Below are 24,043 nucleotides of genomic sequence, written 5' to 3' on the forward strand. Positions count from 1 at the left end.
GAGTGTTAATCGGACTTATGGCAGGAACTAATTAGAGATCTATGTTCTGTTGCTTTTTATCGCATCATTTTAATGGTCAGTGTAACATTTCCACCCACACCTGACGTTAATGATTCAACAAACATCATACCTCGAACAGAGTTATCTTCATTCTTAAACAGGTAAGCCATGCCCTCATTCACTGTAGCCGTACTAAAGGTAGCGTATTCAATCATATTGAGATTGCGCATCAACGCGTCATTCGTCATATTATCAAACACACTCTTAGTGATGGGTTTTCCCTTTACAGCCGGTACACTTACAAAACTGGTAATGTAGCCTGCTTTGTAATCGGGCAAAATATTCTGCAGAATCAAGTCAGACGGAGAAACGAACAGGATCTCTTTTTTACCTATGTTATAGCCGAAACAGAATCCTTGAGGGTTCTTCATTGCTTTCATTTCAGACACTGTATACACTTTTTTGTCCTCAAATGAGAAGAAAAAGCCTAAGTAAGGATTATATTGCGCCCCCAAAGTCACGGTATAGGTATCAATGGGCTTAGCTATAAGATAGTGAAACGGAGTAGACACTGTATTACCTACTTGGTCAGTCACCATAAAAGAAACGTCAAAATCCTCCGTTTTACCTTCAAGCGGCACAGCTAACTTGAATATCCGAGAGATACTATCTCCTAAAATATCAGATGTCATCACAGAATCTCCCATGGTAAAGGACCGGAATTTTTGCTGGGCATATATTCTACCAACAATGGTGTCCACCTTCGCTTCCGGATCATCGGTCAGAGAGAAATCACTCGGATCTATCACATACGTATTTACATCATTATTGAAAAAAATGTATGGAGGCATCGGTGGAAGCGGACCTTCTTCTTCGCATGCAATCAATAACAACGGCAAAAAGAATAGTGCTATAAAATATTTTTTCATATTGCTTACTCTTTAATAATTTACTGTAACTGTATAGACGTTGGTTGTCTCACCATTTGGAGACACAACTGTATATTCAACCGGATTGGTAAAATCTTGCATTGCGCCCGATGCCGGTGTTACTACCGCTCCTTCCGACACAATAATCTCGGGGCGAATAGTCGTTTTATCAATTCCTTCCGGAATGGTAAGTGACACTGTGTGAGCTTCCTGATCGATAGTCGCATCAAAATAAATATTCTGATTCTGATACACTCGGAAGCGGGTCAAATTGGCATTTATGCTGGGTGGAATCACTAATCCGTCTTCGGGTCTTGTGCAACTGCTCATTATGCATACAAGCATAATAAACAGATAGATATATTTTTTCATATTTCTCATTCTATTTATTAATTAGCTGCTGTTGATAACTTAGGCCAGTTCGGATTTTGCTGAAGTGCAGGGTTCATCAATATTTCTGATGTACCAAGCGGGAACAGATAATCCTTCTTCTGGAAGATTAACGGCCTTTTTACATTCACAATATTATAGAAACCTCCGTCTTGCGGTTTAGGAACATCATATCCTTGAATGTATTTACCATTCATCACTTCTTCTGCTATTCTCCAGCGACGGATGTCGAAGAATCGGAAATCTTCAAAAGCCAACTCTACACGACGCTCGTGCCAAATCTTCTGACGCATCTCAGCTTGAGTCAGCCCAGTAGGCAGATCAGGCATACCTACACGGTTGCGAATCCGGTTGACAGCATCATAAACTGCTTGAGAAGGAGTAGCATCAAGCTCATTCTGTGCTTCTGCAAAATTCAACAACAGTTCATTCAAGGCGAAAATACGAGTGAAGTTTCTGCGGCAATTACCACGACCGCCATTGTTTGGATCTGAATCCGAGAACATAGGATCGATGTACTTTTGTAAACAAATTCCAGTGAGAACAGCTTCCGCCCAACCGTGATTATTCGAATCCGAACCGCCAGCCCATGGCTGATAAGTATATTTATCATACTTGGCACCAGGGAATGCGAGGGTAGCCTTGAAACGAGGATCACGATCTTCGCCCTGCTTGGCGTTAGTAAAGTCGTAACCACTTTCCGGATCTGAAGGCATCAATCCGCTGGGATACATCTCAAATTCCATAGCCAACTGATAACTACCGTTCATCCAGTGGAAACCATTTTCCGTACGATTTCTCCACTGTGCATTGATACCTTCCCAGCGACCGTCAATAGTAGGATGAGAAAGCCAAATGATTTCCGGCGTATATTTAAACTGCCTATCAACAAATTTGCGATAATAATATTCCCAAGTACCCGGTTCCAACTCCGGATCGTCAGGTTCAGACTGTGGAGATTCCAAAGAGTAAGTGGGATCATCCATAACCTTTTTACAAGCCTCAACAACCTTTCTCCATCTTGATTTGTCATAATTCATATAACACTGGATATCAGTATACTCGGATGACACAGGAGAATCTGTATTAAATAACGGGCTGGCAGCCTGAAGACGTAAACGGGCTATACAAGCATAACAAGCTGCACTGGTAGCCATACCGACCTTATTAGGAGTGGCCGCAACATTCGAAGGAAGATCCCTGGCTGCCATTTCCAACTCGTTACATACCCATTCTACTGACTCTTCAAACGTGTTACGAGGCTGATTGGTCAGCTCTGTATAGTTGTTAGGATCCACAGAATGGTCTAAGATGATAACTCCTCCAAAACGTCTGATAAGCTCTTCATAGAAGAATGCGCGTAAAAATCTGACTTGCGCTTTCATCAGAACTTTATCCTCTTCTGATCCCTGCGCTCTATCTATGTTTTCCAAGAACAAATTAGCCTTACGAACTCTCGCATAGGTATTTTTCCAGAAACCGATAGTAGGGATGGAACCTTCCTCACCATCGCCACCACCGTCATCCGGCGTCCACATACCAAACTGGACTTTGTCCGTCCACAAGGGGGCGTAACCACCGATTCCATCATCTGCAGCACAGTCATATATCACTCCGCGAGCAGTCACATTATAAGCGTTACCATACATTTCAGAGTAGATATCATTCATCACTTTTTTCGCCTCTATCACTGTTGCAAAGGCTTTATCGATATCCATATCATTACTTGCAGGTTTATCCAGATAATCCTGACATGAACATAAGAGCATTGTAAGCCCTAACAATAAATAATTTTTCTTTTTCATTTCATCACTTTTTTAGAATGACACTTTAACTCCGACATTGACTACTTTCATCAAAGGATAGCTGGCATTTGTATTTTCCGGGTCATATACCGGAACTTTATCCCAAGTCACCAGGTTTATTCCATTGACATAAAGACGAGCATCAGTTCCTCTAATGGCTTTCATCCAACTATCAGGAAGTGTATAACCGATCTCTATATTCTTCAAACGGATGTAGTTACCGTTTTTCAACCAGAAGGTACTGCTTCTGTTTCCATCGTTACCTGTCGATCCTATCGCAGGGATAAGACGAGGCAAGCTCGCGTCACGATTCTCCGGTGTCCAGCGATCTAACCATTCAACAATAGGTGTACTGTTTTCGTTATTGAACGGCATATTGGCACCGGTTCTGAAATCATAGTTCACATTGGCTGCTCCCTGGAACAGACAGCTAAAGTCAAAATTCTTGTACTTGAAGCCCATTTTCACACTGTACATTATTTCAGGAACATTGGTAAATCCTATCGGATGCTGGTCATTATCGTCTATGACACCATCACCGTTGATATCCGCATACTTGATATTACCCGGATAAAGAGGTCCGAACTGAGCGGGACTTCTCAAAATTTCTTCTTCCGACTGGAACAATCCTTCAGCGATAAATCCTCTAGCCTGACCTACGCGGTAGCCTACCTGCTGCAAGTATGGATAAGCTCTCGGAGTTTCCGGTCTTTCGAGTATTTTATTGCGGGCAAAAGAGAACATACCACCTACAAAATAATCAAAGTTTTTGTTTAACCTTTCGTGCCATGTTCCGTCCAGCTCAATACCTTTATTTTCTACCTTTCCTGCATTGGCTGTAATCGCAGGTCCTCCATAGGTGGCCGGAACAATATCTATATTGGTAAGGATATTGGTTCTTTTTTCATAGAACACATCAGTGGTCCACTCGAAGCGATTATTAAACCAACGGGAGTCAAAGCCGAAATTGAACTTATGAGCGGTTTCCCACGTCAAGCCAGGATTTCCGTTACGGACTTCTTTCAATCCACCACCGTTTCCTGTTCCGCCTTTATTGATACCGAATTTAGCATCGCCACCGCCGCCCCAACGACTTTCGTAGAAGAAGCGTTCGCCACCAATATTATCATTACCTACCATACCATAACTGGCTCTCAGTTTCATGTAATCCAACACCTTGTTTGATTTGAACCAATCTTCTTCTGTAAATACCCATCCAACGGAAGCGGAAGGAAAGAAACCGAATCTATTGCCCGGAGCAAAGTTCTCGGAACCATTGTAACCGGCGTTCACCTCGGCCAAATATTTGTCTCTGTAACCATAAGTCACACGCCCTACTATTCCTAAACGGCGATAAGCAACTTCCTGATCGCGTACGGTATTCTCTTGTGCATTCATCAATATCAAACCGGAAACGGCATGCTGTTTATCACTACCAAACGTATTGTTATAGCGGATAGAGGGCTCAATTACGTATCTGGTATTGTAGGAATTAATATTTCCTCCAAATCCTAACGGACTGCCGATTACCATATGAGGATAGGTTTCAACATTAGGACCAAAAGTAAACATATCATCATCTTTTCTGTGATCGTATGTATATAAGTTGTCGAAGTCGAAAGAGAAATCAACATTCACACTCAATCCCTTTACCCATTCCGACAAGTCGGCGGAAGCACCCAATGTAGCAGTAATAGCCGATTCTGCTTCCTTAGAATATCCATGAGATACCAAATGGGCAAGCACATTGTGGTTAGTCGTAGGAGGAGCCCCCCATGTACCATCCGGATTGCGAATAGGCGTCACATTTGGACTGGCTACACGAGCACGTTCAAAGATGGAGTTCACTCCAGACGACGGGCGACGCTTATCGCCAATTACACCTGCCAAGGTCAATTTAGCTGAAATAACATTGTTCAACTGGAAGTCAAGGTTACTTCTGAAGTTATACTTGGTATAGCTTACATTAGTACTATAATTATCATTGTAAGCACCACGGCGGAATATACCTTCTTGTCTCAACACATTAGCAGACACAAAATATTGCATTTTCTCCGATCCACCGGTAATGCTGGCATTGTACTGTTGCATATAAGCATTTTTCTTCAACACTTCATCAAACCAATTAATATCAGGATACAAGAAAGGATTTCCTCCTCCACTTTTATATATGTTCAACTGATCCTGTGAATATTTGGGAGATTGACCATTGTTCACCAAAGCTTCATTTGTCAACACGGCCATATCATACGCACCTACCAGTTCGGGCATTGAAGAGGGCGATTGCAGACCAAAGTCGGCCGAGAAGGAAATGACAGGTTTACCCACTGTACCGCGCCTGGTAGTAACAAGTACCACACCATTCGCACCACGTACACCATATACAGCTGTAGCCGAGGCATCTTTCAAGATACTGATATTCTCAATTTCCGAAGATTCCATCATGGCAAGTCCTTCCTTACCACGATCAATACCATCAATCAAGATGAGCGGGTCTTGTCCAGAACCGAATGTACTGATACCGCGAATATACAAAGTCGCCTGATCCGCCCCTGGCTCACCGGAACGTTGTACAGTAATCAAACCTGGTAATCGCCCGGCTAAGGCATTGGATACATTGGATACAGGACTTTGCTTAAGCTCCTTTACCGAAACTGTTGCGATGGCACCCACCACCGAAGCTTTCTTCTGTTGGCCATATCCTACTACCACCACTTCCTCCAATTGTGTCTCATCCGGAGACAGGGAGATGCGGAAGAAATTATCGCTTGCTTTAACTACCTGCCGATAATCTTGATAACCGATATAAGATACTTTCAATGTATCTCCCGTTCGTACATTATCCAATTTGAATACCCCATCCACATCGGTGATTCCACCATTAACCGTACTGTTAGTTACTCGAACTGTGGCACCAATCAATGGTTGATTGGTTTCATCCAACACCAAACCTTGGATTGATTTGGTCTGCTGCGCATGGGCTACGCCAACTACAAGCAGCAATGCGCTTATGCCCACAAACCGTCCAATTTTTCTTTTTATATTTGTTAGTGCTCTCATAGCTTATTTCTTCTTAAAAATAATTTTCTGACAATTCCAACCACCAGGGGTGATATCCACACGTAATTCATGTTGTCCCTTTGTAAGAGAGAGAGTGACAGGGTCTGCCGGCGCATAGAAATCCCAGTTGCCTGTACCTACTCCACCTACTCCTGTTTTACCCTCTACTTTCTCACCTCCATCTACCGAAAGCCAGAAGGGTTTGTTTGCTTCATTAGAATAGAACATGAATGCGTCATAGTCACCGTCTTCCAGTACATTAATGGTATACGTACACCACACTTCAGGACCATCATTGTTACCAAGCAAACTGGTATAGAGATTACCATCATTGTTACGTCTAATAGCTCCACCATCACCGCGATTCTCATTATTGATAAAGTCTGCAGTAGTCAACTGTAACGTACCAGGTATATTGTTGTAAGTCAGATAGTCATATCTGGAGATTTCTTTGCCACCAGATATGATTCCAACCTGTACAGGCACAAGCCAATAACCGTCTGTTTTAGCATCATCTACCCAAAGACGTTTCCCTTGTTGCATAGGCATCGTCAACGTCTCCATTTCACCCGGTACTGCACTGGCAGTTTTAGCCATTTCAGTGCCCTCATAATAAAGCACATAACCATCAATACCTGTAATAACAGGATCTTTGTGAATTCGGATATATTCAGTAGTTTTATTCGGGATATCATTACTGTTGATAGCTGGATTCAATCCTACAAAGTCTGCTCCATCATCATAACCATCAATAGTCACTACAGGCGCATTAGCTAGTGTTTCTGCTGCTACAGAAATGTTACCGGAATAGTCAATGGCATACACTTTCAATGGTTGAGTGATATCACCCATGATAGAAGCAACAGTAGTTTCTGCATCTACAGTCATGGACGAAGTACCCAACTCAATTCTAAACTCTTTCACGTCATTGTCTTCAGGACTTTTCCATACAGCAAATGCTGTTTCATCTCCCATTTTATAACCGGTCAAATCAATTACCGCACCGGGACTCACATTATCGTGTACCCATGGTTTGGCACTAATCGTAACGCCATAAGCAAGTTGACCATTCTGATTTTCCGTCTTAACCATAAATGTGTACTTCTCATAGTTAGTCAAACCGGTAAAGACAACTTCCGTATCAGTACCTCCTACTACCTGTTCTTGACCAGTGTTCTGGTTAGTCACATGGATTGCTTTCAACGACTCTGATAAGGCTACATTCCATGTCAATTTGATTTGTCCATCAGCTCCCTCGGCAGCCAACTTGTCTACATCACTGGGCGGAATAAATTCAAACTGCCCCGGCACATCTGTCACTGGGAACTTGTATTCCTCACAGGCACAGAGACCAAATACAAGACATACCAGCGGCACAGCTATCCGATAGTGGCGCTGTTGCTTCTGAACACACGGAAAACTCCGAACCCGTTCTTTCTCGCTTTTGTTCTTCTTAAAAAGGTGCTTTTTCATAATACACTTTTCTTTTTTGTAATTTAATTAACAATTATCTTTGTTTTTGATATATTAAAAACGAAAGCAAAACTATAAGCAAACCATTAATAAATCATATAAAAATTACATAAAAACTAATTAATATTGCATTAATTTTAAGCTTTCTAGTAATTTTAGTATGAACTCCTATAGCTAAAAGCAATTGATTTATAAAATTGCTAAGAAACAGCTTACTTAATGCTTATGCTGTTGCCGATATGACAATATCGGATCGTGAAGATTGGGATATTCAATCTATGAAGACATTATATATCAGAAAGCCATTAATAAGCACTCTAAAATCGCCTGTATATACAGCATTCACAACAATGCGCATTATTACAGAAAACAAAAAACGAAATAAGCGAATAAAAGGAAACGAAATACAGCAAATATTTCTGCCATCTTATTCGCTTAGCTTCAATTTAATTAAAAGATTCTAGGGCTTCAAGGAAAGAACTACCAACAGGAAACTTTACAAAATAAAGAAAAGAAATTCGAAGGAGAATAAAATATTCTTCGCATTTAGCCCCGTATTTCTTTTATTGAAGCTATGCCATTCAAATAGAAGAAATACAAGGCTAAAAGATTCTTGATATACTAGTCGTATATTTGGGGGGCTTTTGAAGACTTAACTAAATAGTCCTCAATATTAATATTAAGATATGCCGTTCCATCACTAGGAACAGAATTTGAGGGATGAACATCATCCTTATGAGGATATGCAATAATATCAATCTTTTTCACATTTTTCCCTAATTTGGGGAACAACAGACTGACATAGATGGCTTTTCCATTACAATTTTGAATGATCATGAGTTTACCCAGTTCTCCTCCCCCATCATATCCACGTACTTTATACTTATCTCCTGTTACTCTATCTACAATGGTGTAACCTTTACCATAGTTGAGCCATTGCCAATCCCAGTATATAGGTTGCAGAAAGGTAACTTTTGTATCGTTTTCTCTTATTTCTATCGAATGTAAGGAGGTATTTGTACCAACAGCCCGATTATATGGCCATTCGGCTATTTCCAAACTATCCGTAGGAGCTATATAGGCTACTTTATACAGCTTTTGATTTACACTATCTTTACGGAATAAGATTTCTTCGGATAATACCTTATTCATGCTGTCTCTTATGGCTTCCAATTCATACAAACTCTTAGTTTTCAATGTGAGATTTTGACCAGAAACAATCAATGGAAACATTATAATACAGAGGGTAAGTGTGTAATTTTTCATGATATAATTTATTTTTAAGTACTTCTAAAAGACATTTCATTCTCTCTTTGTTGATTATTGACACCGATCCGAAATACATTAACACTCAATAAAGAATCATATCAAATTTCGATAATAGTATTCAGATTAATGATTTTTCCACCTGAAATACAGAACTATCTATTTTATTGTTTTAATATATTAAGGCAAGAGTAAAGCTAAGACTGAGTCCTTAACAGATCACATAATAACTACATAAAATTCTTATTTATTAACCACAAAGTTCCTTATTTGACATTCCGTGCCCAACGAACGGGGATTTTTGTCGGACGAGATACGCAAGCGCAATGTATGCTCAGTGTCCTTCAACTCTGTCTCTAACATATATACCCACGGAATATACAGGGCTGAACTCCATGCTGTATAAGTATCCAGTTTCTTGAACGGTGCATTATCCACACTATATTCCAGTATACCTGCCGCCGGTCCGCAAACACAAAAAATCCCGATAGCCCTTCCTTTGAAAAGAAGTGTCAACCGATCGCCCGGACGTGTTGCTTCCAGCATGGGAATATGTACAAATCCTTTTCGCTTTTCATATTTATTGTCCGGATTCCAATCGTCTATAATCTTCCATCCACGACCGATACGCGCACGACTGAGAGGGATAAAATGCCCTTTGGTGTAACTGTATGGATCGAGTTGCATGGTAGGAACATCATGCGGCCGGCGTATACTTTCAGCATTTATTTCCCTCTGCATGGCGTCCAGCAAATTACTGATGGCTGCAGTATAAATAGATTGCCCATAAGGATGAGGATGTGCGTATCCAAAATCTTTCCAAGTAAACTGCCCATCCTGCAACCGTTCTGAAATCTCTTGTGCCAAATTGACGGACGACACCCGATAATGATTTGCCACCCGCTCGTGATTTAAAATAGCATCCGGCATCTGCCGTTTAGCAATGATAGGCAGGAAGCCGTCCGTTGCAAAATGAGTCAACACGATATCCGTTTCCGGATTAACTTCCAAAGCATGACGGATTTCTCCCTCCACTCCCCGCACCTGCTCCTCGGGCGTAAAACCGTTTGTCATATCGTTTGCTGATCCATCAATGAACAACAAGTCTATCTTACCTTTCGACAATACGTCGTTGTCCAAACGGAAGGCTCCGGGAGTACTTCCCGTAGAACTGATGCCAGCTTCTACAAACTCAAAAGCCGTAAAAGGGAAACGCTGTTGTAACTGTTGCTCCATCATGTCTTTCCACCCCACCATCTCTGTGATAGATCCACCGATAAAAGCCACCCTTCCCCGACGTTCCCGTTCAAACTTAATGAACGAGTTGTGCAAACTGCCACGAATGGTATAGTGCTGGTATTTCTTATACTCCGGCTGTTGACGCATAATAAAATCGACCACAGGTTGAGGATCTTCAAGACTATGCGGATGGTGATCGCATCCCGGCTTTATTATCAATTCTACATTTCCACCCAATGCCAAGTAACGTTTACGTATCACCATCATATTCTCCTCAATCGGTACACTCCGATCGTTATCTCCACACACACTGATAATAGGCACACCCGCTTTAGCCAATGGCTCCAAATTGTCTATAGGATTGCCGTCGAAGCGGTCAATGGTTTCTTCTGTCAGATTCCATTCTTTCAATAAAGTTTTCCATGCCGCTTTATGGAGTCTCTTCAAGCAAGTAAATACATCACTGAGCGGTGCGTCAAGGTAGAGGCAAGCAACATTATCCGGATTTCGGGAAGCCCAAACAATGGAATAGAGTCCTCCTCGACTAAATCCTTCCATTACTACTTTAGAAGAAAGCCCGTAATTCTCCACCATTTCCTTGTAGAAACGGTTGCCCAATTCAATAGCCCATGGACTGGCATAATCATTTGTAACATCCAAGTAAACCACGTGGAAGCCTCTTTCCAACAGAGCTTTATCAACAGCTGGAAATGCATCGAAGAAAGCCGGACGCCATATCCACGGATTACCGGTAGCTGCTTTTTGGGGTACAACAATAATAGCATCACGCCCTTGGAATTTGAAATCATAACGGTCCCCTTCGTACCATTTGCTTTTAGAAATACAGTTTTCACTTTTCCCCTGAACGGGAATTGAGTAAAAAGATACTGCCAGCCCCAAAAGCAGGCAGAAGAAATAAGAAAAATATTTTATGTTCATAGCAGTCTCATATACAGGTCATTAAACAACTACTTCATTATAACCAACTTTTACTACAAACTAAGTATAATAAAGTATTTAAAACGAAAAATTGTTTTCTAATATATTAGAACCCGATTAAATTTTACTCCGCATTATTAAAACAGATTCTTACAGAAAACCGGATGAGAAGATTATTTCTTCCAGCTTACTGTATGGAAAGAGTGAGGTGGTAGAGTTAATGTAACTTTCTGTCCCCCTATTTCAAGACTCATCGTCTCTTCCGCATCAGTTACATTAGCAACAATAACACTGACAGTGCCATCCTGATTTACAAAAGCCAGCATATTTTTATCTGACGGTGTTTCCAGTCTATAGGCACCCGTACGCACAAAATGCCCTAAATGCTTCATTAGATAGAACTCCGGATTATACGTCACGGTCTGTTTCTTCTTATCAATGGAAACCATCGAATTCTGATTCCAGCCCCAAGGACTGATACCCGGACTAGGAAGAATCATATTCCAATAATGATAAGAATTGATACCATTACTGAAATAATGCTTCATCAGATTCCATGTATATTCGGCATAATCCCATGTATTTGCTCCGTTGCCACATTCTGTTTCAGTTTGCATCAGCCTTAATTCAGGATATTCACGATGAATGGTTGGAATAGCCTTTTTCCCATCCCACTGGAAGCCCACTCCCTTTATGTATTTAGCAGCCTGCTCGTCCTTCAAGGCAACACGCACATAATCCGGATTGGCCGTATTAATGGTTCCAAAATAAATATCTGTTTGGATATTTTCTTTTTCAAAAGTCGGTCCCAGATAATGTCCCAAGAAGAATGTCAAATCTTCCGTACGCCATTTACAACTGGGGAACACCTGATTGGAGCAAGGTTCATTCTGCACATGGATACATTCCAGCGGTAATCCTTCTGCCTCGTAGGCTTTAATGAAGCGTGCAAAATAATCGGCATACGTCTTCAGATACCCTTCTTCCATCCGGAAACCGGTACTAAATTCAGCGATTGTTTCTCCCGGCAAAAGCCCGTTCACATCTGCTTCTCCCGACGGACGAACAGCGGAAGCATAATGATTATTTGTCTTCATCCATACCGGAGGGCACCAGGGAGAAGCCCAAATACGCAGGTCAGGATTTACCTGACGGGCAGCCTTAATATAAGGAATCAGAATATATCGGTCACGGTCAATATTGAAATTCACCAGATTAAAGTCCTCCGCAATATCAGCCGAAGAGTAGAAACTCATAGCAAAGTCATTGGCTCCCATCGGAAGACGACAATAATCAAAACAAGCCCCTTCTTTACCAAATATAGCTTGAAGAACAGCCTCACGATCTCCGGTCGATAATGCATTCAGTGCGTCCCAACCCATTTCATTGAAGCAGCCGCCTATACCTGTAATCAACTGTAAGCGTTGAGTCGGGTCAAGCACTATTTCTTCTCCGATAGTTGTCCGCTCTGATTTTATCTTCTGCTTCACCCACGGAGAAGTCTGAGTGGTAACATACCACTCGACTTTCTGCGCTGAAACGGTTCCTCCTAACAGGAATAGTATAATAATATTTACGAACCTCATAAATTATCTCATTTTCTTTGTTTTACCATTTGAATGGTTCCATCCTCATTGTAGTAGAGTTTATCTACACAAATAGAACGTAACCAATCATGATTGGACAAAGCACTGTTGTGATAGAATGCAAACCACTCACCTTTATACTTTACGATAGAACCATGATTGGTATAGCTATCCGTAGGCTCCATATAGATACCCATAGCTTTCCAGGGGCCGAGCGGATTGTCACTGATGGCATAGCGCATACGATTATCCCCTTTCACACCGTCATTCCAGTTTTCATCATGGTTGTCTGAATAAGAAAGATAATATTTCCCATTATATTTATGAATCCATGTGGCTTCATGGAAATCTTCCAAACCTTCCATATCTTTCATTTCACCATCCAGTTCAACCATATTATCTTTCAGCTTACCACCTTTACAAATTCCTCCGCCTCCGTTATAAATGTACGCCTGACCGTCATCATCCACAAATACACAAGGATCAATCAACGGATCCATCCCTTCTATATAGCCCTGCACGGTAAAGTTAGCAGCCGGTTCCTTACTGGTGGCCACACCAATCTTCCAACTCTTGTCTGTTTTGGTTTCACTGGGGTGCGGAAAGTAAAAATAGTACGTACCATCTTTGTAGGCACAGTCGGGAGCCCACATGAATCCACCCTCTTTGCGTCCCCAAGGGACTTGTGATGAATTCAATATCTCACCATGATCTTTCCAATGTACCATGTCGTCTGTAGAGAACACATGGTAACGGTCCATCAAGTCGCAACCACGCGGAGGATCTATATCATGCGAAGCATATACATACAAACGTCCGTCCGCCCATACATGTGCCGAAGGATCGGCTGTATACATGTGCGTGATAAACGGATTCGGAGCCATACTGTCAATCCCGGTAACTTCCTCTTTCGCCGAGTTACTTTTAGAAGATTGACAGGAGAACATAAATCCCGCCAGGAACAAAGCAAAAATCGGATAAAACTTCTTTTTCATAAGTAATGTGTTTTGATATTAGTAATTAATAGATCTTTCTCTATCAGTAAGTGATTGTAACCTTCTCAACTCTTCCACCTCGCAATGAAATGGCTTCATCATACCATTGCCCAAATTTCAATCTTATTTTCCGGTCTTTTGTAGAACAGAGCTTGACATATATCTTTTTATCGGAAAGGTTCCACGAGAGCTGTTCCACCGTCACTCCGCATCGTGCTTTTATTCCATTGATACAGCCACGTTCAATGCCATCCACCAAAGCAGGCAACAGTTCAATGCCTTCTTCATCCGACCCCACCAGCATCTCTATCAACACACCCGGTACTGCATGGCAGACATCTGTACAAAAAGTTCCGAAATTCGGGTAATGTGCCGTAGACAGGCTATTAAAGTAAAAGTCTTTTTGAGTCAGCGTCAGCAACTTATTTTTTAAAGAAGCATCATCATGCAACCCTGCGGCAATCAAAGCCGCATGCAGGAATCCATGTCCCGCATTCTCATAATTATGACGGTCTCGCATCTGCAAAGCCCTATGAGCTGCTTTATAAAGTTCCGGAGTCCTGCCTTCCGAGAATTCACGATAAGGCCACACCATCATCAAATGGCTGGAATGCCGATGGTTATAACTCTCAGCCAAGCCCGGCCAGCCCCACTCCTTGATGGCCCCATCTTCATTAATCTGGTAAGGAGGCAGTGCATCCAACAGACTTTGCCAACGAGCCTTACCACCATTGACGCCCTGTTCTTCATTCAATAAATTACATACTTTAATTAAGGTAGACAATAAAAAGCGAGCTCCGGAAAGATCAAAAGCGGAGTTGTTCAGCAAAGACACACGCAAGTTTGACGGTTGATTTTCCGGTGAAACAGAACCAGTAATAATGTAATGCCCTTCCCCATCCTTATACTTCAAGAAGTCTTCATAGAAATCTCCCATACTTTTCAGTAAAGGAAACAAGCGGTCCTTCAGAAACTCTTTATCTTCCGTTATCAGGTAGTGCTCCCAAAAAGGATAAAGCAGCCAGGCTTCCTCACCCGTAGCATAATGATATGGATAGAAATCATTGATAGAAGCCATCAATCCAGAAGAAAGCCCGGGGGTATTGCCACAGGCCAGCATACCGCGACAGCCTAGTAGTTTAGTAGCATTGATTTCAAAATCTTTCCGCCAAACCTCATTCAGATGAAAATATCCCTCCATCACTTCGGGCATAGCACCAATATTTCCGCCACTGACCTGCAAGTTCAGGTTTGCATCCAAATGATAATAACCTCCCCATCCCGCATTACAATCACCTGTCCAGATTCCTAATAAATCAGGAGGTGTCAGTTCATTGCCGGAAGACAAGAAATGATATCTTCCTGCATAGAAAATCCTTTCCCACAATGCCAGCACAGGTGAATCCGTTTGTTTCTGTTTTTCCAATAATTCTTCATTAGATAGCAATCGTTCGGCAGGAGATGCGCCCAAGTCCATCTTCACACGGTTGAAGATTGCGGCATGTATAGCCTTATGAGCCTTCACAAGAGATTTATAATCCGGTTTTATCTTATTCAATGCTTCTTTCAGTAAACCTTTATCCCACTCCGCCATACAATCCGTAGCGTACTTTTCGGTACGTGCCAGCAAGAGTACTTTCGAAGCGTTCTGTATATATAAAGTGTCATTACGTAAAAAACTGGAACCGCCCGACTGCTTTACCCGAATCCCCCCTTCATAACCTTCCGCATCCATTGGCGGAGCATAGTTCACACGGATATTCAGATAATCTTTCGCATGCAGGCTATTCACTTTCATTCCTTTCGGGAAATTCATCTCTTCAAGCATTTGCAAACTGACTGCGCAACTCAGGCCACCGGAAGCAGGTGCTTGCAGTTCGAATACCGAAACATTGGCATCGCGGGAAACAAATGACCGACGCTCCCATTCTCCACGGTCGTCACTCCACCGAACTATTATTTCTCCGGTTTCATAATTACAGATGCGACGGTAGTCTTTTATTTCCCCATCCGCATCCATATCAATATTGAGCACAAAGCCGGGATGCCTACCGCCTTCTCCTCCATCATGCCAATGGGAAGTACGTACAGCTAAATCATTAGCTTCCTTAAACTTTCCGATAGCACAATATTTCTTTATTAAATCGAGTGTATCACGAGGTACTTCGGCAAATGTACGTGACTTTACACCAGGGAAGTTGAAGAAACGGTCAGTGAAAACAACCGTTTCATGCAGAGGGTTTCCAAAAACCATGATTCCCATCTTACCATTACCGGCTAGCAAGGCTTCCTGCCACTTACTATAAGTTGCAGGAAAGCGGTTGGAATGAACCTGACGTATAACTGGTTGGGCACATACTCCCAACGATGCTATACAAACCAAAGCGAAGTATAGTATCTTCTTATTCCACATATATTTACTTTCTTATTTCAGAGTTAACAACCTGCTGCGCTTCAAATTATATCCTTCTACAGAAATCGAAGCCTCTCTTTGCGACATATATTCTATTGTGATAGTTCTCTTTTCTCCCGATAATAAATTAAAATAGCCGTCTGAGATATAAGCAGGCAGGATACGTTTGTCCGTATCCGGCTCACGTACATTTAGTTTCAAGGCAATGGCAGGCTTTACACCTGTATTACGTAATTCAATTTGTACCCGATTATTCTTTCTACTGATTAGTTTACAAGCTACCGAGGCTTCCTCCAATGAATTAAAATCCAGAAAGTTTCCTTTGCCATTGTCTTGCCAATAATCATTGACAGAAACTGTCCTTCCATATTTATCAGTCAACAGCAGACGCTCCAGATATACCCCGGTAATGCCAAGAGGCTTATCCTGCACAAAACATTCTGTTGTTCCATTGGCCGCTACATTTACTTTCAATACCCGTCGGAACAAAGATTTACCTTCCAGAGAGTAAGCTTCATAGATAGCTTTGGCTCCTTTCATTTCCTTTAAAGTAGTATTCACTACTATTATTTTCTGGTCATCAAGATTCTTCTGAATATGGACAGGTTCACACGCCTTGCGGCAACCATAGAAAGATCCGAAGGTTTCATAATCCCAAGAATAAATTTGCCAGACCATACTGGGCCATGCCGGATGGCTCATCCAGAGCAACAGGCCACTTGTACTGTTCCACATTTTACTGTTCCATGCTTCCATCATGGCACGATGGCTGTCATAGTTGGCAATCTGTGCTTTTCGGCTAAAGTCTTTCAAGTCCGTCGGCTTTCCGTATTTCCGATCTATGTCTTCCATAAATTCCCTCTGTCCCCCATGCAGATCATGATAATACCAAACATCACTGATAGGCCAGGCATCTTTCACATCCATCATAGCCAGAATAGATTCTTCCGTAGGGATGGAAGTCGAACCTTGCTCCGTATTGAACCCATGTGCCCGGTTACGATAATAATCTACCGGATTCTTATGATAGTTCCATGGACCGCTTGGTCTTAGGTTACAATGTGTAGAGTTCGGACTATAGTAACGGGTACCGTCCTTCTCTGCAATCATCTTTGCAAGCCGTTCTTCAATATAAGCAGGGGCGAATCCTTCATTACGGGGATTCCAAACAGCAATGGAAGGATGATTACGAAAACGCACCACAACATCTTCCGCATTCTGCAGGAATAGGTTGTCATCATTTACCGGCATATTATAACCTTGCGTACTCAGCCAGAAATCATTGAATACCAGCATGCCGTATTCATCACACAATTCATAAAAAACCTCTTCCGTACTCTCACCTGTCCAGTTACGGATCATATTAAAGTTCGCTTCTTTGTGCAAACGGAAGTAAGGTTCGAGATGTTCGCGCGAAACACGCTTCATAGCATCATCCATCCCCCAGTTTCCTCCCTTACAGAAGATACGCTTGCCGTTTACTTTTATCACCATGTAATGCTGCATAGCTTTGTCCGGTGCCGGCACAAGAATATCAGAAGCAACATTCTTTTTCAGACGAGGCATACACATGCCGCCTTCAATATATTTACGGTTTATATTATCAAAAACAGGTTCACCCTGCCCCATTACGGTCGGGCGATATTCCATCCGACGGATAGAATCGTCAGGAAAACAAATTTCCAATTCATAAGAGAGTTCACGGACTCCGAAACGCACTTTCTTGGAATCAGATGGCACTCCCTTTTCCGCTACAGCCACATCCATCGTATAAAGTTCCTGACGGCCATAATTATTTGGCCACCACAGGCGGGGAGATTTCAGCACCAATGCTTCGTAAACATCCGGAATAAAGACTACTACCTTTCGTTCCCCAGGTGCGAGGCTTACCTCCTGAGTTATCTGTTTACCTTCAAGATTCAAGTCAACCGATACTTGCTTGGCTATCGGTTGCAGGTTTTCTACTTCCGTACGTACAGTAACTTCAGCAACTGTAGTATCCGGTAGCGCCAAATGAGTAACCACCTGCGTATCATGCAGACGAATGCCGTTCGTGAAACGTAAATGTACATCCTGCCAGATACCTATATTCCGGTCGCGAATGCCCGGTACCCAGTCCCAACCCTCTGAAGAAATAAAGGTCGGTCCATCCAGACATAATTGTCCGCCATTCATTCCATTGCCGGCAGATGGGGACTGTTCATGAGGAATTCCCGGGTTAGGTGGTGGAAGAATACGAACAACCAATGTATTCTTACCATCCACCAAATGATCCGTTGCATTAAATTCACCCCGGATAAAGGCACCTTTCATTGTACCCAGGCATACGTCATTCAGCCATATCTCGGCTTGATAATTTATACCTTTAAAAACCAACCAAGCTTCTCTACCTTCCGCAGGAACAGGTGAGTTGAATTCCAAACGGTACCACCAGTCCATCCTACAAAGGGTGTCGGGAATTGCCAGATTATTCAGTCCATAATAAGGATCAGGATATACTCCCTGATCCACTAAAGTAGTCAATACTGTACCCGGAACAGTTGCATTATACCAGCCGTTCTTGCCATCCGTCAGTTTCCAGCCCCGGTTCAACAAGAAATCATTCTCGCCCACTTTTTCTACGGCCGTCTCCATCGGTATCTGTGCCTTCGGGGAAGGCATCATGATTTGCACTTTCGATTTCGGCAATGTCCCTTTTGGCTGAGGATGAGTCAATCCCCAATTTGCCACATTCTGAGCTACTAATGAAGTAGTACAACCCAATAAGAGACAAAATATCCATTGAATTTGAGCGCTTCGTTTCATTGCTATTTATTTTTCAGGATGAGGCATCAGATAATTATCCTTTTGCAATACCGGTACAATTTTCTGCAAACGGATATCAGCGGAAGATGCGCCTAACATAATCATATAGTCACCGGAAGGATATACAAACCGACCTTGCTCCTCATCCCAATAACGTAACAAGTCTTTTCGCAATTTGACAGTAACTTTCTTGCTCTCACCGCCCTTCAACGAAACACGCTCAAAGCCTTTTAACTCTTTAACAGGCATTACCTCATTCCGTTCAGGCAGTTTCACATATACCTGTGCCACTTCATCCCCTGCACATTTACCAGTATTCTTCAATTGGAAAGAAACATTTATTTCGTCCTCACCATCTTCCACTTGTAAATTGGAATACTTGAATGAAGTATAGCTCAAGCCATAACCGAAAGGATATAAAACCTCCCCTTTGAAATACTTATAAGTACGTCCCTTAGTGATATCATAATCATCAAATGGAGGAAGTTCATCCAGACTCTTGTAATAAGTCAGCGGCAAACGGCCTCCCGGATTATAATCACCGAACAAAACCTCCGCCACAGCTTTACCTCCGCTCTCACCCGGATACCAAGCATTCACTATAGCCGGAATATGTTCATCCATCCAGTTGATAGTCAGCGAACTGCCTGCAACCAATACAACTATGATATTCGGATTCACCTTGTAAATTTCCTGCAAGAACTCCCTCTGGTCTGCCGGAAGCTGAATATCATATCTATCTTGTCCTTCACGTTCTATCGACTTATTGATGCCTAATACAGCAACTACCGTCTCACACTCACGCACCGCTTTTCCGGCCTCACCATACAAATCCAAACGAGTGACTTTGCCAACCTGAGGAACCCGCCATTGCAGTTTCGCCACAGCATAATCACGATTATCATAGTATTCCGCCTTCAACTGATAATCCTTTCCGGCTTCCAGATAAATAGTAGCTGTATCTGTACGGACTGCATGTCCCTGCCATGCATCAATCAGCATCTTGCCGTCAATACTCAAGCGGCAACCATCATCTGATGTAAAACTGAATGTATATTGTCCGGTGACCGTGGGACGTAATTTTCCTGTCCAGCGAGCTGACAAAGGAGATTTAGGTAAGAAAGGATCAGGTGCCTGGTTAGCAGGCTCAAAGTTAATCCATTCTTCTTTGCGCACCTTCGGAGCACCCTGCAACTTCGTATTATCAAAATATTCGGCTTTCAATCCTTCCGGAAAATTGGCCCCCTGTATAAGCTCCATGCCGTCTACAGCTGATTTCCAAGGAGCATATACCACTTTCACTCCATCGCCTACCCTATCTTTGATACCCTGCAACACCGAGACCGGAGCAATCACCGGCGAACCGCTATAATCTCCAAACTCACAATTACCAGCATTTATGCCCACCACAGCTATCGACTTTACCTTTTTGACATTGAGCGGTAACATCTTTTTCTGATTCTTAAGCAGCACGATACATTCACGTGCCGCATTCAAAGCTACTTCCTGATGCTCTGCCGACCCTATCACATCCGGAGATATCTTCGTATAAGGATTCTTTTCTCCGCTATCGAATAGCCCCAACTGCATACGTGCGCGCAGCACACGATAGGCAGCCGAATCGATGTCAGCATCCGTAACCATATACTGACGGTAGGCACTCAACAAAGGCTCATCATATACATCATCGCCACATTCCAGGTCTAAACCCGCTTTTATGGAGAGAGTAGCCGCAGCCTCTTTAGTCTTCACATACTTATGCGCATTGACCAGTAAGGAAGGACCTCCGCAATCGGAAACCACATAGCCCTTGAATCCCCAGTCATTACGCAACACTTTGGTCAGCAGCCAAGCGTTCAGCGTACAAGGCACATCATTCAACGCATTATAAGCGGACATGATAGATGCAGACTTACCCTCTTTCACGCATGCCTCAAAGGCCGGGAAATAGTATTCGCGAAGTTGCTTCTCTGATATTTGCGGATTACATACAAAACGATTGTGTTCTTCATTATTGGCTGCAAAATGTTTGGGAGTCGATACAATCTTCAAGTAACGACTATCATTGCCTTGCAAACCTTTCACAAAAGCAGTCCCCATGACACCACTCAGATACGGGTCTTCACCGTATGTCTCAGGAGTACGCCCCCAACGCGGGTCGCGCGCCATATTCACTGTAGGCGACCAAAAAGTCAACAAATCGCTGAACTGGTTCTTCTGCTCCCGTCCCTGGTCCAGTTCATTCCAACGGGCACGGGCCTCATCAGAAATAACCGTAGCCACTTGTTCCTGCAACACCGGGTCCCAGGTAGCCGCCAGTCCGATGGCCTGCGGAAACACAGTGAACCGTCCCGGACGAACCACTCCGTGAAGCGCTTCGTTGCCATGATAATATTTAGGAATGTCCAGACGGGAGATGCCCGGTGACGTAGCACGCAGTAAACTAATCTTTTCCTCAACCGACAAACGTGACAATAAGTCCATGATACGTTCGTGGGTGGGAGCATTTTCATTCTTATAAAGCTCCTGAGCCTGTGTCGTTCGGGCGGCACAGGCCATAAGTGTCAACAGTATGGTATATACAATCTTGGTTCTTCTCTTCATAATATTTATAATATTTAGCTGCCCTGGCTTACCAATGGCCTAAGGTTAGCTGTTCCTACTTATCAATAGCCTAAGGATTGAGTTAAGATATCGATTGATATATTTATTTATACCGAGCGGTATATTTATTTATACCGATCCGTATATACATTTATACCGCTCGATATATTTGTTTATACCGGGCGATATAAATAAATATACGCAAGGATATATAAACCTCCGCCTTAGGCTTTCACCTACTCTGTGCACTATAGGTGCCTACTTGCCAGCCGAGGGGGGAACAGAGTCTGCCGCACTACCCCATGCCTTATTGGGTCTGTTGCCCATTACCAATACCAGTCTTCCTCCATCTTTTATATCGTCATGGCTGAACCAGGGCTTATTCCATTCCTTGCCATTCAACGTTGCAGACTGGATATATTTGTTTTCGTCCGATGCACCTTGTGCCTCTACCTCAAACACTTTTCCATTGCTCAGCATCACTTTAGCTTTAGTAAACAGAGGGCTGCCGATGTTATAAGACGGGGAGCCCGGAGTCACCGGATAGAAACCTAAAGAAGAGAATACGACAAATGCCGACATACCGCCACCGTCTTCATCTCCCGGCAATCCCATCAGGTCATTACGGAACCATGTCTTCAACAACTGCCGGATACGCTTTTGTGTCTTCCAGGGCTGACCGGCATAGTTGTAGAGATAAGGGATATGCAAACTCGGTTCATTAGCCATTGAGAATTGACCTACATTGCCCGTGTGATCAGGTATCTGTGCATAGAAAGAATGCTTGCCACGCCCCAGCGGTTCACGGAAAGTCTGGTCCAGATTGGCAATGAACTGTTCGTTACCTCCCATCAAGGCAATCAGGTCAGCTACATTGTGGGGAACATCCCAACGGTACACCCAACCATTGTTTTCGCCATAATATTCGCGGGCACCCATACCTCCGGAGAAACGATAATCAAACGGTTCAATCCATTTGCCGTTTTTATCCTTCGGATGAAAGAAAGCTGTTTCAGCATTATACACATTGCGATAATTATGAGCACACTTCAGATAATGGGCAGCATCATCTTTCTTTCCCAGCATGTCGGCGATTCTCGATAAGCACCATTGATCATAGGAAGTTCCCAGTGTAACGGCAATCGGCTGACGTTTCTCAAACGGATGCACATTCGGATCCGTCTCCTTCTCTCCTGCCTGGAGTGCCGGGATATATCCGTTCTTCTTATAGAAATCGTCTATCCAACCGGCAGCGGCACCCGACCACGGTGCCAATGTCTTTTCCTCTATTCCTTTGCGACAAGCTTCATAGGCTTTCTCCAAATCGAATTGTAATCCCTTAGCAGCCGCATCGGCCACAGTTGCTACGGCATGGTTGGAGTTCATGCGGCGAGAGTCACCTGTGATTTCGGGGAAAGTAGGCATCCACATATCTCCCATCTGTTCCGCCATGCGCAAATAAGAATCAATCACATTCTTTTCTGTTCCTTCGTCAATCAGCAGACGCAAAGGATGGGCAGCACGGTAAGTATCCCAAATCCAATCGTCCGTGTAGAATGGCTCGCCATTATCTTCATGTATCTTTCCGTCGAATGCACTGAAATAACGACCGTCTTCGCTGATGCATACCGGACGTTCGAATACACGATAAAGCGAGGTATAAAGCACTTGCTTATCTGTCTCGCTGCCACCTTCTACCTGAATATCGCTCAATGCTTTATCCCAGGTTTGACGTCCCTTTTCCGCTAAAGCCCGCAGGTTATAGTCAGGCAATTCACGTTGCAGGTTTTTCTTGGCTTGTTCTTCACTTATAAATGAAATCCCATAGCGCAGATTGACCGTTTTCGTTCCATCTGCAAAGTGCATAACAGCACAGGCATTACGACCTTCCGCTTCTTTCTTGTCGACATCTATTTTACCATCAGCCAGAATACCGGTTTCTATAGGTGCAACGTCCGACTCTATATACAGGTAAACCCGCGTATTATTTTCCAATTGCTGGTAACCGCTCACAACCCCGTCACCTGCCTTGATAGCACCGTTACGTGAATTGATCATCATGTACACAGGCTTATCCTGCTGGCTATAATCTATCTGATAGAGAGCAGACTGGTGGGAAGGCGCATACTTCACTTTGATCTCTTCGTCATCAAGAATCACCTCATAGTAATAAGGTTTCAATATCTCATTATCATAACTGTAAGCTATAACCGGACGAAGTTTATCCCCTTGATACGGACTCAGATTGAAAGCAGAGCTGCCACGATGACTGGTCACAATCAAAGGAAGTCCATTCAACATATCCGTTGTGTAATCTGCCCGTTCCGGATAAACACGGAGCATGCTGTTTGGTAAATGGATAGTGGGGAAAGTAGGAACCAGCAAATGGCTGATATTTCCCATGTAGGGATTTACATAGTCAACCGGACCTTTTACATCGGTTACTTGATTTTGTACTCCTCCACAAGCACCTAAAACAGAGACTAAGGCCACTGAGGCTAAGCAATGTGTAAATTTCATAATATAACAGTTTTAATTT

At 42.9% G+C, this 24,043-nt stretch carries 13 protein-coding genes; all 13 read right to left on the bottom strand.

Annotation, left to right across the window (positions count from 1 at the left end):
* Positions 1–56: 56 nt before the first annotated feature.
* Entirely contained in the window at positions 57–929 is an 873-nt protein-coding gene (locus K6V21_RS02695) for a hypothetical protein (protein ID WP_224320779.1), read from the bottom strand.
* A 12-nt stretch (positions 930–941) separates the two neighbouring features.
* A complete protein-coding gene (locus K6V21_RS02700) occupies positions 942–1,301 on the bottom strand; it encodes a DUF5018 domain-containing protein (protein ID WP_224320780.1) in 360 nt (119 codons plus the stop codon).
* Between the two features lie 17 nt (positions 1,302–1,318).
* Positions 1,319–3,124: a RagB/SusD family nutrient uptake outer membrane protein gene (locus tag K6V21_RS02705; RefSeq protein ID WP_224320781.1), complete on the bottom strand. Its 1,806-nt coding sequence runs from the start codon at positions 3,122–3,124 to the stop codon at positions 1,319–1,321.
* Positions 3,125–3,136: 12 nt separating this feature from the next.
* Positions 3,137–6,184 carry a SusC/RagA family TonB-linked outer membrane protein gene (locus tag K6V21_RS02710; protein ID WP_224320782.1) on the bottom strand — a complete coding sequence of 1,016 codons (3,048 nt, stop codon included), beginning with the start codon at positions 6,182–6,184 and terminating at the stop codon, positions 3,137–3,139.
* A 3-nt stretch (positions 6,185–6,187) separates the two neighbouring features.
* Positions 6,188–7,657 carry a hypothetical protein gene (locus K6V21_RS02715; RefSeq protein WP_224320783.1) on the bottom strand — a complete coding sequence of 490 codons (1,470 nt, stop codon included), beginning with the start codon at positions 7,655–7,657 and terminating at the stop codon, positions 6,188–6,190.
* Positions 7,658–8,278: 621 nt separating this feature from the next.
* A complete protein-coding gene (locus K6V21_RS02720) occupies positions 8,279–8,923 on the bottom strand; it encodes a hypothetical protein (RefSeq protein ID WP_224320784.1) in 645 nt (214 codons plus the stop codon).
* A gap of 243 nt (positions 8,924–9,166) precedes the next feature.
* The gene (locus K6V21_RS02725; protein WP_224320785.1) at positions 9,167–11,101 is read right to left on the bottom strand and encodes a GDSL-type esterase/lipase family protein; all 1,935 of its coding nucleotides are present in this window, start codon (positions 11,099–11,101) and stop codon (positions 9,167–9,169) included.
* Between the two features lie 173 nt (positions 11,102–11,274).
* Complete coding sequence (locus tag K6V21_RS02730) at positions 11,275–12,687, bottom strand: glycoside hydrolase family 30 protein (RefSeq protein ID WP_224320786.1); 1,413 nt, start codon at positions 12,685–12,687, stop codon at positions 11,275–11,277.
* Positions 12,688–12,695: 8 nt separating this feature from the next.
* Positions 12,696–13,682, bottom strand: a complete 987-nt coding sequence (locus tag K6V21_RS02735; protein ID WP_224320787.1) for a family 43 glycosylhydrolase — start codon at positions 13,680–13,682, stop codon at positions 12,696–12,698.
* A gap of 43 nt (positions 13,683–13,725) precedes the next feature.
* Positions 13,726–16,095 (bottom strand): glycosyl hydrolase family 95 catalytic domain-containing protein, encoded by a 2,370-nt coding sequence (locus K6V21_RS02740; RefSeq protein WP_224320788.1) that lies wholly within the window; start codon positions 16,093–16,095, stop codon positions 13,726–13,728.
* 12 nt (positions 16,096–16,107) lie between these two features.
* Positions 16,108–18,900 (bottom strand): glycoside hydrolase family 2 protein, encoded by a 2,793-nt coding sequence (locus tag K6V21_RS02745; RefSeq protein ID WP_224320789.1) that lies wholly within the window; start codon positions 18,898–18,900, stop codon positions 16,108–16,110.
* Positions 18,901–18,906: 6 nt separating this feature from the next.
* Complete coding sequence (locus K6V21_RS02750; RefSeq protein ID WP_224320790.1) at positions 18,907–21,504, bottom strand: beta-glucosidase; 2,598 nt, start codon at positions 21,502–21,504, stop codon at positions 18,907–18,909.
* A gap of 258 nt (positions 21,505–21,762) precedes the next feature.
* Entirely contained in the window at positions 21,763–24,024 is a 2,262-nt protein-coding gene (locus tag K6V21_RS02755) for a GH92 family glycosyl hydrolase (protein ID WP_224320791.1), read from the bottom strand.
* Positions 24,025–24,043: the final 19 nt, after the last annotated feature.

Source organism: Bacteroides cellulosilyticus (genome assembly GCF_020091405.1).
In the GTDB taxonomy this organism is placed as follows: Bacteria; Bacteroidota; Bacteroidia; order Bacteroidales; family Bacteroidaceae; genus Bacteroides.

Excerpts from the sequence above, each read along its gene's own strand:
- K6V21_RS02695 (WP_224320779.1), bottom strand. The coding sequence starts at position 929 with ATGAAAAAATATTTTATAGCACTATTCTTTTTGCCGTTGTTATTGATT.
- K6V21_RS02700 (WP_224320780.1), bottom strand. The coding sequence starts at position 1,301 with ATGAAAAAATATATCTATCTGTTTATTATGCTTGTATGCATAATGAGC.
- K6V21_RS02705 (WP_224320781.1), bottom strand. The coding sequence starts at position 3,124 with ATGAAAAAGAAAAATTATTTATTGTTAGGGCTTACAATGCTCTTATGT.
- K6V21_RS02710 (WP_224320782.1), bottom strand. The coding sequence starts at position 6,184 with ATGAGAGCACTAACAAATATAAAAAGAAAAATTGGACGGTTTGTGGGC.
- K6V21_RS02715 (WP_224320783.1), bottom strand. The coding sequence starts at position 7,657 with ATGAAAAAGCACCTTTTTAAGAAGAACAAAAGCGAGAAAGAACGGGTT.
- K6V21_RS02720 (WP_224320784.1), bottom strand. The coding sequence starts at position 8,923 with ATGAAAAATTACACACTTACCCTCTGTATTATAATGTTTCCATTGATT.
- K6V21_RS02725 (WP_224320785.1), bottom strand. The coding sequence starts at position 11,101 with ATGAACATAAAATATTTTTCTTATTTCTTCTGCCTGCTTTTGGGGCTG.
- K6V21_RS02730 (WP_224320786.1), bottom strand. The coding sequence starts at position 12,687 with ATGAGGTTCGTAAATATTATTATACTATTCCTGTTAGGAGGAACCGTT.
- K6V21_RS02735 (WP_224320787.1), bottom strand. The coding sequence starts at position 13,682 with ATGAAAAAGAAGTTTTATCCGATTTTTGCTTTGTTCCTGGCGGGATTT.
- K6V21_RS02740 (WP_224320788.1), bottom strand. The coding sequence starts at position 16,095 with ATGTGGAATAAGAAGATACTATACTTCGCTTTGGTTTGTATAGCATCG.
- K6V21_RS02745 (WP_224320789.1), bottom strand. The coding sequence starts at position 18,900 with ATGAAACGAAGCGCTCAAATTCAATGGATATTTTGTCTCTTATTGGGT.
- K6V21_RS02750 (WP_224320790.1), bottom strand. The coding sequence starts at position 21,504 with ATGAAGAGAAGAACCAAGATTGTATATACCATACTGTTGACACTTATG.
- K6V21_RS02755 (WP_224320791.1), bottom strand. The coding sequence starts at position 24,024 with ATGAAATTTACACATTGCTTAGCCTCAGTGGCCTTAGTCTCTGTTTTA.